The organism is Paenibacillus sp. TC-CSREp1, from assembly GCF_050171015.1.
GTDB lineage: Bacteria > Bacillota > Bacilli > Paenibacillales > Paenibacillaceae > Paenibacillus > Paenibacillus silvae.
In genome coordinates this window covers 174261-190921 of sequence record NZ_JBNOKM010000002.1, presented here as the reverse complement: position 1 = coordinate 190921, position 16661 = coordinate 174261, and the positions used below count along the sequence as shown (strand labels likewise).

Here is a 16661-nt window from a genome sequence, read left to right as displayed (position 1 = left end):
TGACTTTTTGAACACGCACTTAAAGGCGAATAATGGAACGATATACTTTTTAAAGAACAAAGTACATTTTTATGGGTAACTGTGAAAGCGTTATCTTGATATATTGAGAGTGCTTACAGACAACGCTTAATTAAAAAGGGGGAACAAAACACATGTTAAAACCGCTTCTAAAAACGACAGGCTTAGCCTTGTTACTGGCTTCCCTTCTGGCTGGTTGCAATTCAAGCAGCTCCTCTCCAGGGGATTCGTCTACAGCCGAAAAGGATGATAACAGTCCGGTAACATTCTCGTATTACATGTTCTCTTCAGGGAAGAAGGATACGTTGGCCAGCGAAACGACGATTGGCAAGGAGCTTCAGAATCAGACTGGCGTAGACTGGAAAATGGAATATCTCGTTGGCGACAGCGCGACCAAAGCAGGCGTCATGATTGCGAGTGGAGATTACCCGGATGTTATCGCCTCCAGTGGAGAAATGTCCAAGCTGCTGGACGCTGGTGCTTACATACCGCTAGATGATCTAATCGAGAAATATGGACCAAACATCAAAAAGGTATACGGACCTTATTTTGACAAAATGAGAAATCCGGAGGATGGCAAAATATATGCGCTTCCTTATACGGCAAATCAGGGTGAGTATGCAGCAAGTCCAAATTTCGGGGGCGGAGCCTTCTGGATTCAACGTTCTGTACTGAAGGAATTTAACTATCCGAAAATTTCAACACTGGATGAATATTTCGACCTGATTGAGGACTATAAGGAGAAACATCCAACCGTTGACGGGGCAGAAACGATCGGTTTTGTATCTCTTGCAGGAGTACCCAACAACTTCTTCACGCTGCAGAATCCAGCAATGCACCTCGCAGGATATCCGAATGACGGCGGCGTTATGGTTGATATGAACACCCATGTAGCCAGAACCGTTGCCGGAACGGAAGAGCAGAAACGTTGGATCAAAAAGCTGAACGAGATTAACGCGAAGGGACTGCTTGATCCGGAATCATTCACAATGAACAAGGACCAATATCTCGCCAAACTGACCTCGGGCCGTGTTCTTGGTTATTTTAACTACGCATGGCAGGTTGGCGATGCATCCAAAAACCTGCTTGCAGCAGGTATTGATGAGAAGCGTTATGCGCCTCTTCCCATCGTCTTTGACAAAAGCATAAAGGATCAATACATCGATCCTCCGGGCTTTGTAAACAACTATGCAACCGGAATTACCGTCAATGCGAAAGATCCGGTACGGATTATCAAGTATTTTGACAATTTGCTCAAAGAAGAGAATCAGATTCTCACACAATGGGGCATCAAGGATCAAACCTACAGTGTAGATGAAAATGGCCGTTTCTATTATGCCAACGACGAGCAACGTAAAATACATGATGACGTCGAGCTGGGCCGCAAGTTCGGGTTCACCTACTTCAGCAATGACTGGCCTCGTTATGGAGGGGAATCCACTCTGTCCGATGGAAACGCATTCAGCCCGGGGAACCAGCCGGAGGTGGTTGCAGCGACTTACACCGAAGGAGATAAAAAATTTCTGGAAGCGTATGGCGTCAAAACATTTAGTGAGCTCTTCAACAAGCCGGATGACCGTCCATGGTTCCCGGCATGGTCTATCGCTCTGGAGCAGGGTTCACCTGAGCAGCTTTTCACAACGAAATCAGATGACCTGCAGCGCAAATATTTGCCTGAAATGATTCTCGGTGCGCCATCGAATTTTGATAAGATCTGGAACGATTACATGGCTGAGTTCAACAAGCTGGACAAAGCAGGTTACGAGAAAAAAATCACCGAAGTGGTGCAGAACCGGGTTGCAGGTAAATGGTAATTCATTAAAGCTAACCAGAAACAGAACTATTCAGAGCTGTTAGAAGCATACAAACTGTTGCGTGCGCCGGAGAAGACGGGAATCCATCAATGGGAGCGGTTTATTCTGGCGCACGAATGACAGCATAGGGAAAGGAGTATCTGCATCATGGAGAAGCCAAATGTATCCCTTCAGTCTGTTCCACCAGTCAATGGCGGCAAAAGGGAACAGAAAAACACATTTTATAGACGGCTGTTACAGCAGCGCACCTTGGCATTTATGTGTATACCCTTTGTGATCTGGGCGTTTATATTCAAATATTTGCCGTTATGGGGCTGGACGATGGCTTTCCAGAATTTCAAACCGGCAAGAGCCTTCGCCGATCAGCAGTGGGTAGGCATGAAACATTTCCAAACGCTGTTTGAGGACAACACATTCTATCGTGTACTGCGAAATACACTAGTGATGAGTTCGATCAAGCTGGTGCTTGGCTTTGTCACAGCGATTACACTCGCACTGCTGTTAAATGAGCTCAAAAATATTATTTTCAAACGTTTTGTGCAAACGGTAAGTTATTTGCCTCACTTTATTTCCTGGGTTGTTGCTTCAAGTATTGTACTCACGGTTTTGTCTCCAGACGGTATCGTCAACCTTATTCTTACGAAGCTTCATCTGATCGACAGTCCTGTGCTCTGGATGGGAAAAGGGGAGTATTTCTGGGGCATACTGGGGGCCACCGAAGTATGGAAGGATGTGGGCTGGAACACGATTATCTATCTGGCAGCCATAACATCCATTGATCCTGCCCAGTATGAAGCCGCAGAGATTGATGGAGCGAGTCGTTTCAAACGCATGTTATACATCACTCTGCCAGGCTTGAAGCCGGTTATCGTAATTTTGTTGATTATGAATATGGGCAGCATCCTGGAATCCGGATTTGAACCGCAGTATTTGCTGGGCAACGGAATGAACATGGATTATTCAGAAAACCTGGATATCTTTGTCCTGAAGTATGGTTTGGGACTCGGGAACTTCTCCTTGGGTACAGCAGCCGGTATTTTCAAAACGGTGGTCAGCTTCATCTTCCTGTTCACCGCCAACTACATCGCCAAAAAAATGGGAGAAAGCAGACTATTCTAAGAGGAGGGCCTAGGCCATGCCAAAAGCAAAATCATCCCGCTTGCGGAACAGTAGCGCCGGGGACCGTGCGTTTGATGCATTTAATATCATTTTCATGATCTGTCTAATGATTGTTACTATCTATCCGTTTATCAATATGATTGCTGTGTCATTAAATGATGCCAACGATGCGATTCGCGGGGGGATCTATCTGTGGCCGAGGGTATGGACACTGGATAACTACAAATACATCTTCGGTGAATCCGATATCTATCATGCAACGCTGATCTCGGCGCTTCGTACGATCATCGGTACCGTTGTATCCGTATTCTGTACTGCGATGCTTGCGTACACGCTCAGCCGACAGGAATTTGTGCTTCGCAAGTTTGTCACCATGTTCTTTGTGTTCACGATGTATTTCAGTGGTGGATTGATTCCAGGTTACCTGCTGATTCGTGATCTCGGTCTGATCGGCTCATTCTGGGTTTATATCATTCCGGGGGTCATTGGTGTATTTAATATGATTGTCATTCGTTCATTTATTGAAGGACTGCCTGAAGGAATTCTGGAATCGGCCCGCATTGACGGAGCCGGGGAATTTACGACATTTATCCGGGTTGTCCTGCCGTTAACAATACCGGCTATGGCGACCGTATCTCTTTTCGTAGCCGTAGGTCAATGGAATTCCTGGTTTGACGTTTTTCTGTACAACTCGTCTAACAAGGAGTTAAGCACACTTCAATATGAACTGATGAAGATTCTGCAAACCTCGACCACCTCGGCAACTTCTTCAGCAAGTGATGTGTATCAATCTGCCGATAATAGCGGCGTTGCCGTTACACCGACCTCCATTCGGGCAACCATGACAATTATTGCAAGTGTTCCGATTCTGATGGTGTATCCGTTCCTGCAAAAATACTTTGTTCAGGGTATGACGATTGGCGGCGTGAAAGGTTAGGTCAAGGATTAAGCCATAGTAGTAAGGAGTACGGAGTTGTGCGGAAGTTCCAGGTTTCGTAACCAGCTTCATATCTTATACGTCGGGAGATGAGCAGCACGTGAATTCATTGATCAAAAAATCCTTATGTACGATGTTGGCAGCGGTAACAGCATTACCCTTGTTTTATATTCCTGCTTCCTCCAATGTAATGGCAGCTAATGATGTAGTCGTTAATGCATCGTCAACAAAACAATTGATACGTGGTTTTGGCGGCATGACACATTCCGGCTGGATAGGCGATCTTACTGCGGCTGAGCGGGAAACCGCTTTTGGCAACGGGGCAGACCAGCTTGGCTTTTCGGTACTCAGAATTCCGATTGATGAGAATAAGAACAACTGGCAGCGGGAAGTAGCAACGGCCAAAAAAGCGATTGAGCATGGCGCCATCGTATTCGCATCGCCCTGGAATCCACCTAGCGATATGACAGAGATTTTCACGCTTAATATGAGCTCGGGCGGCGGCTCAACGTATGAAGCCGAATCCACAACAACGCTCTCTGGTGGTGCCGTAGCAGCCACAGCCTTTACAGGATACACAGGTACAGGGTATGTCTCATTCCAAAACGCGAGCGGAGCAGCTGCTCAGTTTAATACGATTCTCATTGGCAGCACCGGTACTAAAAATATCAAGATTCGTTATTCCCAGCCGTCCGGCACGAGTAATGTGGATGTTTACGTCAACGGTTCATTAGCTCTGAGCAGTGTAGCGTTTGAAGCTACGGGCAGCGGAAGTACGTGGAAGGAAAAGTCAATCCAGGTGCCGATGGTGAACGGTACAAGCACCTTAAAGTTCGTGACCACAGGAACAGGTGGACCAAACATCGACAATATCAACGTGACTGCATTTGTACAGGATACACAGGCCAAACGTCTCAAATACGACAAGTATGAGGCATATGCGCAGTATTTGAATGAGTTTGACACTTTCATGAAAAATAACGGGGTCAATCTGTACGCTATCTCCGTGCAAAACGAGCCTGACTATGCGCATGACTGGACCTGGTGGTCTCCTGAGGAAATGCTGCGCTTTATGAAGGAAAATGCCGGTTCCATCAACAACCGGGTTATTGCTCCAGAATCCTTTTCTTATGTGAAAACCATGTCAGACCCGCTGCTTAATGATCCCCAGGCGTTAGCTAATATGGATATTCTCGGTGCACATACGTATGGCACACAATACAGAGATTTCCCATATCCGTTATTTGAGCAGAAGGGCGCAGGGAAAGAGTTATGGATGACAGAAGTGTATTATCCAAACAGCGAGACGGATTCTGCAGACCGTTGGCCTGAAGCTCTCGGCGTGGCAGAGCATATGTACAATGCAATGGTTGAAGGAAACTTCCAGACCTATGTATGGTGGTACATTCGCAGACACTATGGTCCGATCAAAGAGGATGGTACGATAAGTAAACGGGGTTACAGCATGGCGCATTATTCGAAGTTCGTTCGTCCAGGCGATGTTCGGGTAGATGCAACCAAAAATCCGGTGAACGGCGTATATGTGTCGGCGTACAAAGGGGAGAAAAATAAAATCGTGATTGTGGCCATTAATAAAAATACATCCGTCGTGAATCAACGATTCACGGTTCAGAATGCCGCGGCCTCCTCGGTGTCCTCCTGGATTACGGACAGCACACGCAATCTGGCAGCAGGTTCTCCGCTGCAGGTATCAGGCAATGGATTCACGGCAAATCTCCCGGCTCAAAGTGTGACAACTTTTGTTGTTCAGCCATAAGCAACAGGGAGAGTAGGCTAAAAAGAAACGATGACTATACAACAAACAGCAAAATAGGCAGCCCGCGGGCTGCCTATTGGTCATGGTCTTAATTCCAGTGTGAAGTCATGCATCTCTTGTTGCGCCTCGTGCATAACATCAATGACTTGGTCAACATAATCACCGAGCATTTCTCTCGATGATTCCAGAAAGCTCCAGTGAATCGTTAGCGGCATACTCACTTCGCCTGTCAAAGCATCCCACAAGGCATCCAGGTTATGTCCATAATGTTCCCCCAATTGAAGCTTGTCCTGCAGCAACTGATGGAGCGCTTCACGGCTATGTAATTGCCGGCCGTCTATCTCAATGATACGCATATGTTCCTCCATTATTTAACCTGCTGAAATGACTTGTAGTGATCCGTCGTTTGATAGATCAGACCGTCACTCGAATACAGTATTCGGTCGCTTCCGCGTTTCCCGCCAGTGTAATGAATGTCCGCCTCATACCAGATTCGCCCTTTTTTGTTTGGAAGCAAACCTTCGCGGTTTCTGAAAACATCGCCGCCGATGCTTTTGCCTGGGGCGACCTGCTGTAAATTGCCCTCGCTCGGCTCCCAGCCCAGTGCTCGGGCCTCTTTCTTGGTGATATAATTGGGCGGAAGCTCGTGGTGCTCCCTGATGTAATCGGCAACCTCCTGAAAGCCCATTTCCTTCGAGATGTGAGCAGTGCCAGAGTCGGTATTGGACACGATCTGCGAAGTGCAGCCTGCAAACAGCAGTGCTGACAACAGGATGAAAAGAGGGTAAAGCCACTTTCTTAAAAGCATGTTCTGATCTCCTTTTAACGATGACAATGCTTCTAATGTTAATCCGTTTTGCTCAATAAATCAATTTTCATGGAGAGAGGCTGAGACTTGACATGTTGGAATTTCAAGTAGCTCGCTATTCGCCATATGCCGATATAAGACAAGGCCACGAGATTATTAAGAAAGCCCATCGTTTTACTATCAATATCCGTCATGAACAATAGATCCAGATAACGAATGAAAAAAATAACGATGATGAGCAGATAAAGGGTTATGTTTTTTTCATAATACATGTATCCGTCTGATCGGCGTTCAAATGATGTCACCAGAATCAGCGGGATGGACAGAACAGCACCCATTGCCAACGAACCAAGTACCCTGCCTGATGTAAGCACCAATGCGGGGTCGAACAGTTCAAACAAGCACGTTGAAATATAGAGAATCGGGATTAACAACTTGCGCCCGGACTCATGCAGCGGTTTTTGACTGCCCTGGATAACACCTCTCAGAATCAGCACCACGATGAGTAATGAAATAGATAAGGAAATGACATTCATAACAAGACACCTCTTCTTTGGTTTGTCATATTCAGTATCCGGGATTTAGTTAGTATGCAGAAGTGAACAAAGTAATTGGAATGAGGTGACTTTTGTCATTTTTCATCTTCTATATGCTAAAGACATTTCATCACAATAAAAAAACACCAAGCCAATTATGGCATGATGTTGTTGGTTATGATCTGTTGGCTAAACGGGGAGGCCACAGCCTCGCGCCGCTGCTTCATATATTTTCCTGGCGAGATGCCTACAATTTTGGTGAAGCTTCGAATGAAATTGGCATAGTCACTGAATCCAGACTGGTAGCAGGCGTCAGTAATGCTCATTCCGTCTCTAAGGTGTAACTTGGCTAATTCAATGCGTCGACCCAGAATGTAGGAACGAAGGGTAAGCCCGGTATGCTTTTTAAATTGCCGACTTATCGAAGTGCTGTTCATGTAGAATTCCTCAGACAGTACGCCGAGAGTAATATCTTGAGTAATATGTTTATCGATATACTGCATCGTTTTTCGCACCAGCTCTGGCATAATATCCTGAGGCACAAAGGTATTATGCTGAAACCACTGATTGATCAGGACCAGCATTTCTGCCATTGCTGCATTGGTTCTGACATCAGCACCGAACATCTTACACGAAGCATAATGTTCAATCTGACGGGTCCAATAGAGTAACTGCTTTAACTGATCATCCTGCAGATGAATAATGTTGCCTGTACCTTGCGGACGATGGTCAAAACAGGACAATAAATTGGTCAGCACGGTAGAAAGCTGGGTGATATATGTTTTCTTCAAATTAATGGTGATGCGTTCATATTCCGTTTCATCCAGAATGAGCGTACGATGCATCTCGTCCGGAGAGATTACAAGAAGATCTCCGCGCTGCATGGGATAGCAACGATGGTCCACATAGAAATGCACATGGCCTTTCAAAAATAAAAAGATTTCATATGCATTATGCCGATGATAACTGGATTCAAGCTTATATGACGTTGAAGGATGACGGTACAGCAGTTCAGGCTGAATGGGGTCATAAAAATACTCGGAAGACATCTGAAATGGGCACCTCCGGTCATTTCGCGCAATAAATCAAGCAAACAACGCAATGAAATGGGATTCAGGTTCACTTAAAATGTAATCATCCTATCACGAAGGCGTTTGTTTTGCAAACGCTCTCTATTTGCTATGCCCAAAAAGCTGCAAAATCTCATTGAAGTTAAAATATGAGGTGCATTCATTCTATTTTAGGGAGGAATACGAGATGAATAATGAAATGATTCCGCAGGTTGTCCAGCAGCAGGAGATCGGCAAGCTTCGTCCAAACGCTAACCCTCTGGTGGCTCACAAATTCGGTGCTGACCCCTATGCGCTAGTGCATAATAATCGTGTCTATCTGTATATGACAAGTGATAAACTGGAATATGATGCAGACCAAAATCCTCAGAAAAACAGCTATCAGTCCATTAACAAAATAACGGTCATCTCTTCGGAGGATCTGATGAACTGGACGGATCACGGCGAGATCAAGGTGGCTGGTCCGGAAGGAGCGGCTACCTGGGCATCTCAATCCTGGGCTCCGGCAGCGGCACATTGCAAAATTAACGGGGAAGATCGTTTTTATCTGTATTTTGCCAATAACGCAAGTGGAATTGGTGTATTAAGTGCTCCAACCCCTACAGGTCCCTGGTCAGACCCGATCGGGAAAGCGCTGGTGACAAGAGAAACTCCTGGGGTGGAGGACGTCACCTGGTTATTTGATCCGGCTGTGCTGGTGGATGATGACAATCAGGCCTATCTCTATTTTGGCGGAGGTGTTCCAGAAGGAAAGCCTGAAAGACCGGACACAGCGCGCGTGATGCGACTTGGAGCGGATATGGTCAGTGTAGAGGGGAAGGCCGAGGTGATTCCAGCTCCCTTTATGTTTGAGAATTCAGGCATACATAAGTATGACAACATATATTATTACACGTATTGCTCGAACTTCTTTCAGGTGGAGCGTGATGAAGACAGTCCGCCGCCGGGGGAAATTGCATATATGACGAGTATGCATCCGATGGGTCCATGGACGTATCAGGGAACCATTCTGAAAAATCCGGGTCATTTCTTTGGAATTGGCGGTAACAATCATCATGCCATTTTCCCGCTTAGAGATCAGTGGTACATTGCTTATCATGCGCAAACGCTGTGTCAGGCTATGGATATTCCCGAAGGGTATCGTTCTACACATTTGAATCTCGTAGAATACGAGGAGGGGAGCGGAAGAATCAAGTCTATCCAGGCGAATTACGCAGGGGTAGAGCAGTTGAAGCCTCTGAACCCGTTTCATAGGGTTAGTGGTTCCACGATTGGGTGGAGTGCTGGAGTAAATACGCATGAAATGCAAGAAGAAAACGACCAGAGTCAGTCCGTGAATCAGAATACGGTGGTTAGTCAACTGCATGAGGGCAGCTGGATTGCTCTATCCCGTGTCGATTTTGGCGAGCAAGGAGCGGCTGGTTTTACAGCATGGTTACGCAGTCAAGCGGGGCCAGGTGTGCTGGAGCTGCGATTGGGCAGTGAAGAAGGGGAACTGATTGGTACGGTGCAAATTCCTGCATCAGAAGACGGCCCAGAGTGGACGGAGGGCTGGACTTCGATTACAGGAGCGGAGCGTGTTCATGATCTGTATCTTGTGTTGAAGTCGCCGGATAATCATCCGAACAGCAGCCCGTGTATTCTTTTGCAGCAATGGACATTTGAAAAGGCATAGGAGGTGTGTGACAACATGCATGCAAACCCGATCATTTGGGCGGATTATCCGGATGTAGATGTTATTCGGGTAGAAGATACATATTACATGGTGAGTACAACCATGCATATGATGCCTGGCTGTGTCATTCTGCGTTCTTATGATCTCATGCAATGGGAGACGGCTGCGTATGTGTATGACAGACTGGACAATACGCCAGCGCAGCGGCTGGAGGATGGCAAGCAGATTTATGGCAAAGGCATGTGGGCCGCTTCATTGCGTTATCATCAGGGCAAGTTCTATGTCATCTTTGTGGCCAATGATACTCGTCAGACGTATCTCTATACTGCGGATGAGATTACGGGACCGTGGCACAAACAGATTGTGGAAGGATTCTATCACGACTGCTCGCTGTTTTTTGACGATGACGAGCGGGTGTATCTGGTGCATGGCAACAGAGAGATTCATCTGACCGAATTAAACGCGGATCTGTCCGGGCCGAAGCCTGCCGGGAGGCATCGCATCATTGTAACGGATCATCAGCCGCATTATCTGGGCTATGAGGGTGCACATTTCTATAAAATTGATGGCATTTACTATGTATTTCTGATTCATATGACCAAGACGGCCGGACGCAGAACACAAGCCTGCTACCGCGCAGATTCGCTGGATGGAACCTTTATTGGCGGTGAAGTGTTCAACGATGATATGGGGTATTTCAACTCGGGAGTTGCTCAGGGCGGCATTGTGGATACACCGGAGGGTGAGTGGTATGCCATGCTTTTTCAGGATCATGGTGCGGTCGGCCGAATTCCGGTGCTGGTGCCTATGAGCTTCAAAGAAGGCTTGCCGGTATTTGCCAAAGAGGCTCCGAAACAAGTGCAAATTGCCAGCACAAGACCGGGTTATTCATACAAACCGCTGGTAGCAAGCGATCGTTTCGAATATACGCTGGATGATCGGGGCCAGGTGCGACTAAGTGATGTCTGGCAATGGAACCACACGCCGCATGATGAGTTATGGTCTGTAACCGAGGTTCCGGGTGTATACCGGATTCGCACAGGCCAGCTAAGTCCAAATTTGACATTTGCGGTCAATACACTAACCCAGCGTTCCATGGGACCGGCTTGTGCAGCCCGCGTAACACTTGACGGCAGCGGGCTGAATGACGGTGATTATGCAGGTTTGTGTTTTCTCATCGGCACTTACGGTCTGATTGCACTTACCAAAGAAGCAGGTCAATATTATCTTGTAATGCAGTCAAGAGAGAGTCAGGATGCCGGCATCTTCGGCAATTTGATCGATCAGGAGCCTGCGACAGAACATGCACGAATCCCTATACAAGGTGCAGTTGTGACGCTGCAGGGATCGGCCAACTTTGTGGAAAATCAAGATGAATGCCGTTTTGCTTATCTCGACGGCTCGGAGTGGAAGAGTCTTGGCATTGCTCATAAAATGGTTTATAAGCTCGATCATTTTATGGGCTGCCGAATAGGTCTGTTCCTTTACTCCACACAAGAGATTGGCGGACGGGCTGATTTTTCCAATTTCGAGTATGAACTTCTGGAATAGACGGTTGCAAAATAGTCAATAAAAGTCGCCGGGCGGCGGCTTTTTTCGTACTCAAGGCGGATAAGATGTTGTACAATAATAACAATTCTGGATGATTGGTTTTGAAAAAAAGTGGATGATTGATTCAGGAAAAATGGAATCGTGACACAAATCATGAATATGTTCATTCAATCAAACTGGGGGCATGTCATCATGCATAAGAGATGGATGTACAAAACAAGATGGACCGTCATCATTATTTTAACGGTTTGTATGCCTGCCGGACACACACAAGGGGATTCCGGACAATTACTTTCTTCTTCCGGACAGCAAACGGAGGCTTCGGAGCAGGCATATTCACCGCCAATCCAGGTTTCTTTTGTCAGGGAAACGGGTGAGGATTTGCAGCGAATGATTGATCAGCTTCCGGGTGAGACTCTGGTAGATAATCGCTGGACCCGTCTGTATGAGCAGGAGCTGGGCATTCAGATTCGTTATGACTGGATTGCAACAGGGGACGTATACAATCAAAAGCTCGGCGTTTCGTTAGCTGCCGGGCGCTTCCCTGACGTGGTCAAGGTCAATCCGTACCAGCTCAGGCAGCTAAGCAATGCCAATCTGATCGAAGACCTGACAGACGTATACCGTGACTATGCTTCACCACTTACCAAACGAATTTTGGAAGCCGAAGGCAAAGGTGCATTTGATGCAGCAACCATTAACGGCAAGCTGATGGCGATTCCGGAATCTTCTTCTTCGATTGAGACAGCACAGTATCTGTGGATCAGAACGGATTGGCTGCATAAACTGGGCCTGCCTGCGCCGGAAACGATGGAAGACGTGCTTGAAATATCGAAAGCGTTTACAAAACTTGACCCTGATGGTAATGGGAAAAAGGATAGTTATGGTCTGGCTTTAACGAGTTATCTCTGGGACCCCGTCATGGGTGTATCTGGATTCATGGCCGGTTACGGTGCTTTTCCAAACATATGGATTCGTAACCAGGAGGGAGAGCTGATGTATGGCGGCATTCAGCCTGAGGTGCGTAAGGCACTCAAAATATTACAATCCATGTACAAGGATGGGCAGCTTGATCCGGATTTTGCATACAAAAATGGCAGCAAGGAATACCGACTGATTCAGCAGGGAAAAATCGGCATGTTATACGGGGAGCAATGGACCCCGTTTGCGATTCAATCCACTCGTGAACAGGACCCTGAAGCAGAATGGCAGGCTTATCCTATTGTGGCGGAGGAGGGGCGAGACAGAGCTGTACCGCTTCGTTCCAATACAGGGCATTATTTTGCGGTGAAAAAAGGGTTCGCTAACCCTGAGGTTGTTGTCAAGCTGATGAATCTGCATCTGGACAAAAACTGGGGCCAGAACGCGGAGTATGAAACGTATTACAATGATGATTCCCGCGCTGTATGGATGCTTTCACCGGTTACGCCTTTTCCGGGTACCAAAAATATAGACGCCTACAGGGACATTCGTGACGCCAGACGTTCTGGTGATTTCTCAAGTCTGGAGAATGAAGCCCTTGCGATCCACAAGCGAATCGCAGCTTATGAAGCAGAAGGCTTGCAGAGCGGCTGGGGGTGGAGACAGACCTATGGCCCGACAGGTGCCTTTAGCATTGCAGACCATTATGAGCAGAGCGGTCAGCTGCTTTATGATCAATTCACAGGTGGAATCACAGCAACGATGGTGGACCGTCAAGAGATCCTTCGTGATCTCCAGCTTGAAGCGTATATGAACATCATTCATGGTTCACCCATCGAAGAGTTTGATCAATTCGTGGAAGATTGGTTTGAACTGGGAGGAAGAGAAATTACAGCAGAGGTGAATGCATGGTATAAAGCCACGGCTGCACGTTCACCACAAGATTTTGTCTTATCGTATTAAGGCAGGTATTCTTGAACTGAATTCAGGAGGGGAGTGCATTGTTCAAGATACCCGCTCAGTCGTGGTTTAACAGTATATTTGCACGACTGATTATGACCTACCTGGTTTTTGTTATTCCATTAATTCTGCTGGGTGTTTATCTATACCACTGGAGCTATGATACAGCGAGCCAGGAAATTTCCTTGTCCACGGAGAGACGGCTCAGTCAATATGCGAATGAGCTTGGCAGAGAGATTGAATGGATGGAGCTGCAGCAGTTTGATATTGCAGAGGACCGCAAGCTGAATCGGCTTGCGATCCTCTGGAACAATATGGGCCAGATTGAAAGACGTGAAACGTTAAATTACTTATCTGATCGGCTTGCTGGCTTCAAGAACAGCAGCGCATATATCAAGAATGTGTATGTACATATACCTGCAGTCAACAAGAGCATTTCTGCGATGCAGGGCATTGATGAGTACAATCAGGCCTCTTATGAATTTTTCAGTTCACATCCGCAGAGCGAAGCGACCCGATTTACTGTAAAAGATGATGCTCTGAATCTGAGTGCGGTACGATTAACAGGTAAAATGGGAGAAGCACCGCTGTTTGTCATACAGGTAGAGCTTGATAACGCCGCCTTTCAGAATGAACTTTCCCAGCTTAATCTGTATCCGGAGAGTGCCTCTCTGCTCATTGAAGAGAAGACTGGTTTTGCTATTTCCGATCAGAAGGAACGAAAGATCATTCTTGACAATTATCTTGAATATAGTCAAAAGAACTCGCTCGATAGCTTCGAGGTCACCGTAGAGAACACTTTGTATTATGTGAACCAGCATCATATGGAACCCCTGGGGTTATCCATTGCTACGTATTTGCCTGAAAAAATGGTCACCAAACCGCTGAGCAAATTTTACAAATGGGCCTGGATTTTTGCGATTACATCCTTTATAGCCATTACAGCGTATCTCTATTCTACGTATAAGTTAATTCATATTCCGCTCCTGCTGTTAGTGAAGAGATTCAAAAAGATGGAGGGAGGTGTGCTCGATATTCCGATTGTACATCACCGCAAAGATGAATTCGGATTCCTGTATGCCCGCTTTAATCACATGATTGAAAATCTGCAGCAGCTGATTGACCGTGATTTCAAAAAAACGATGATGATGCAGCGAGCTGAATTGAAGCAGCTTCAATCACAGATTAATCCGCATTTCCTTTACAACAGTTTCTTCATTCTCAATTCGCTTGCAAGAACGGGGGAGACGGACCGGATCGAGCAATTCACGAATATGCTGGGTGAGTACTTTCGTTTCATCACACGAAATGGAACCGATCATGTACCAATGAAAGAAGAAGTGCATCATTCCCGTATCTACACCGAAATTCAGCAGCTTCGCTTTTCCAGACGAATCAAGGTTGATTTTGGGGAAGTGCCACCGGAAATGCAGCAAATTCAGGTTCCACGGCTGGTCATTCAACCCATTATTGAAAATGCCTATGAACACAGTCTCGAAAAAAATACGGCTGAAGGGCTGCTGCGTGTTCAATTCCAGATGCAATCATCCTGTGCGGAGATCATTGTAGAGGACAACGGGAATGATCTTCAGACGGAAGATATCAAGAAGATGCAGCAGCTCTTGCATAGTGATTCAACGACGGATGACGTGACAGGGCTAATGAATATTCACAGGCGTCTTGTTCTTACTTTTGGACCAGAAAGCGGCCTGTTTCTGACAAGCAGTGAATTGCATGGATTAAAGGTTGTCATTCGAATCCAGTGGAAGGAAGGGGAAAACGAATGTATCGGCTTCTGATCGTGGATGATGAGGAAATCATTACGGATAGTCTGTATGAAACTTTTTCCAGACATATGCCTGACCAGCTGGACGTATATAAAGCCTATTCGGCTGCAGAAGCATTGTCCTTGATGCGGCGTTCACGAATTGATATGGTGCTGACAGATATCCGTATGCCAGGTGTCAGTGGACTGGAACTTACCGAAGAGATTCAAAGCCGCTGGCCGCTGTGCCGCATTATTTTTCTTACAGGACACAGTGATTTTGAATATGCATACCAGGCCTTTCAGATGAATAATGTTCGGTACCTGCTCAAAACGGAAGGATATGACAAAGTAATGCACGTTGTGACGCAGGTCACAGAGGAGATTAGACAAAGCCATGATATGAACAAGCTGTTACAGCAGCAGCGCGAGATGACTTCACGGTTGACCGCATTCAAGCAGGATGAAATGCTCCGCAAGCTGCTGCAGGAGGGGGCATCCGCAGGGGCATTGAATGAGCTGCAGCAAGTTTTGGCGGAAACGACCGCCGATTTAAAGCTTGATTCTCCCATATATCTGGTACTGGGACGCTCCAATCAACTGCAAGAATCGGTCACTGAACAGGAAGGAACACAAGCATCTGTACGTATTATTGGAAGCACATTATTGGGAAAGCATACACAATGCGTCAGTACAACGGATCATTACGGAGATGTTGTCTGGTTATTGCAGCCTAAGCGTGAGCAGGGAACAGCAGATCAACATTTTGCCCGATACATTGAAGGCACGCTTGAGCTTGTACAGGAATCCTGTGCTGCTTCACTGGGGATATCCATTACGTTTACGTTCAGCGGACACGAATGCGACTGGAGTCAAATTCCTAGACGATACGAGCGTCTGCGCTTGCTGCAGTGGATGAGGATCGGAGACGGTGTGTCGATGGTATTAATGGATAGATACGATGAACCTTCGGTTGCTTCTCCAAAAGAGGCTGTACGGATCTCAAGCCGTGTGGAAGCCATGTCGGGTTTTCTCGAGACGGGACGATTTCAATTCTTCTATGAACTATTTGAAGAGCTTGTCGGTGAACTTCTTCAACAGGACATGACGATGGAGCGTGCGATGGAAACGTATTATCATTTGGCTTTATCGCTGCACACTGCATTTAATCGTTGGGGCCTGAAGCAGAGAACACCGGATCAGCGAAGTTTACTTCATTTGAACCATTTCCCCAGCATGAAGGAGGCCGTTCAGTATCTGTATCAAGCGGCTGATGAACTCGTTAATTTCAAACGTGCCAATGAGGAGGAACGAGCCAATCTGGTCGTGCAAAGTTTATGTAATTATATCAAGGACAATCTGGAAAAGGATCTCACTCTCGTTCGGCTGGCCGAATTGCATCACTTTAATCCCTCATATTTGTCACGGTTTTTCAAACAGGAGATGGGCATTAATTTGTCCGAATTCATCGATGACAGCCGTATTCGCAAGGCCAAGGAACTGCTTCTGGACAAAGAATTCATGGTGCGCGAAGTCGCGCTTCAGGTCGGTTATGAATCCGCCCATTCGTTCACCCGGCTGTTCAAGAAACTGACGGGGATGACCCCGCAGGAGTATCGGGAATCCCTGCTTGCACGTTCATCAGCACAGCTATAAACCTTTAAAACCTTCAATAAAACAGCCAAAACACGCAGGAGCATCTCCTGCGTG

Annotated in this window: 12 protein-coding genes and 2 pseudogenes; 10 read left to right on the top strand and 4 right to left on the bottom strand. The window is 46.5% G+C overall.

The window, feature by feature from the left end; genetic code table 11:
* Positions 1–152 precede the first annotated feature (152 nt).
* The 5 genes and pseudogenes from ACQSGY_RS03455 to ACQSGY_RS03435 form a co-directional block, all read left to right on the top strand.
* Positions 153–1832: an ABC transporter substrate-binding protein gene (locus tag ACQSGY_RS03455; protein ID WP_427050673.1), complete on the top strand. Its 1680-nt coding sequence runs from the start codon at positions 153–155 to the stop codon at positions 1830–1832.
* A gap of 147 nt (positions 1833–1979) precedes the next feature.
* Positions 1980–2951, top strand: a complete 972-nt coding sequence (locus ACQSGY_RS03450) for an ABC transporter permease (RefSeq protein ID WP_216513907.1) — start codon at positions 1980–1982, stop codon at positions 2949–2951.
* Between the two features lie 16 nt (positions 2952–2967).
* A complete protein-coding gene (locus ACQSGY_RS03445; RefSeq protein ID WP_216513908.1) occupies positions 2968–3888 on the top strand; it encodes a carbohydrate ABC transporter permease in 921 nt (306 codons plus the stop codon).
* A 133-nt stretch (positions 3889–4021) separates the two neighbouring features.
* Positions 4022–4765: pseudogene (locus ACQSGY_RS03440) on the top strand (carbohydrate-binding protein); the annotation flags it as partial.
* Between the two features lie 18 nt (positions 4766–4783).
* Positions 4784–5665: pseudogene (locus ACQSGY_RS03435) on the top strand (glycoside hydrolase family 30 beta sandwich domain-containing protein); the annotation flags it as partial.
* An 80-nt stretch (positions 5666–5745) separates the two neighbouring features.
* Here ACQSGY_RS03435 and ACQSGY_RS03430 read toward each other — a convergent pair.
* The 4 genes from ACQSGY_RS03430 to ACQSGY_RS03415 all read right to left on the bottom strand — a co-directional run bounded on the left by ACQSGY_RS03430 (position 5746) and on the right by ACQSGY_RS03415 (position 8058).
* Entirely contained in the window at positions 5746–6021 is a 276-nt protein-coding gene (locus tag ACQSGY_RS03430) for a barstar family protein (RefSeq protein ID WP_427050672.1), read from the bottom strand.
* Positions 6022–6032: 11 nt separating this feature from the next.
* Entirely contained in the window at positions 6033–6473 is a 441-nt protein-coding gene (locus tag ACQSGY_RS03425) for a ribonuclease domain-containing protein (protein WP_427050671.1), read from the bottom strand.
* 38 nt (positions 6474–6511) lie between these two features.
* Positions 6512–7009 carry a CcdC protein domain-containing protein gene (locus ACQSGY_RS03420; RefSeq protein ID WP_427050670.1) on the bottom strand — a complete coding sequence of 166 codons (498 nt, stop codon included), beginning with the start codon at positions 7007–7009 and terminating at the stop codon, positions 6512–6514.
* 155 nt (positions 7010–7164) lie between these two features.
* The gene (locus ACQSGY_RS03415) at positions 7165–8058 is read right to left on the bottom strand and encodes a helix-turn-helix domain-containing protein (protein ID WP_427050669.1); all 894 of its coding nucleotides are present in this window, start codon (positions 8056–8058) and stop codon (positions 7165–7167) included.
* A gap of 208 nt (positions 8059–8266) precedes the next feature.
* On the opposite strand from ACQSGY_RS03415, the gene ACQSGY_RS03410 reads away from it, so the two are divergent.
* The 5 genes from ACQSGY_RS03410 (at position 8267) to ACQSGY_RS03390 (ending at position 16607) form a co-directional block, all read left to right on the top strand.
* Positions 8267–9754, top strand: coding sequence for a glycoside hydrolase family 43 protein (locus ACQSGY_RS03410; RefSeq protein ID WP_427050668.1), 1488 nt, complete (start codon positions 8267–8269; stop codon positions 9752–9754).
* 15 nt (positions 9755–9769) lie between these two features.
* Positions 9770–11305 (top strand): glycoside hydrolase family 43 protein, encoded by a 1536-nt coding sequence (locus ACQSGY_RS03405; protein ID WP_427050667.1) that lies wholly within the window; start codon positions 9770–9772, stop codon positions 11303–11305.
* A 192-nt stretch (positions 11306–11497) separates the two neighbouring features.
* Entirely contained in the window at positions 11498–13189 is a 1692-nt protein-coding gene (locus ACQSGY_RS03400; RefSeq protein WP_427050666.1) for an extracellular solute-binding protein, read from the top strand.
* A 38-nt stretch (positions 13190–13227) separates the two neighbouring features.
* The gene (locus ACQSGY_RS03395) at positions 13228–14985 is read left to right on the top strand and encodes a sensor histidine kinase (RefSeq protein ID WP_427050665.1); all 1758 of its coding nucleotides are present in this window, start codon (positions 13228–13230) and stop codon (positions 14983–14985) included.
* Positions 14970–16607 carry a response regulator transcription factor gene (locus ACQSGY_RS03390; RefSeq protein WP_427050664.1) on the top strand — a complete coding sequence of 546 codons (1638 nt, stop codon included), beginning with the start codon at positions 14970–14972 and terminating at the stop codon, positions 16605–16607. Before ACQSGY_RS03395 ends, ACQSGY_RS03390 begins: the two co-directional genes overlap by 16 nt.
* Positions 16608–16661: the final 54 nt, after the last annotated feature.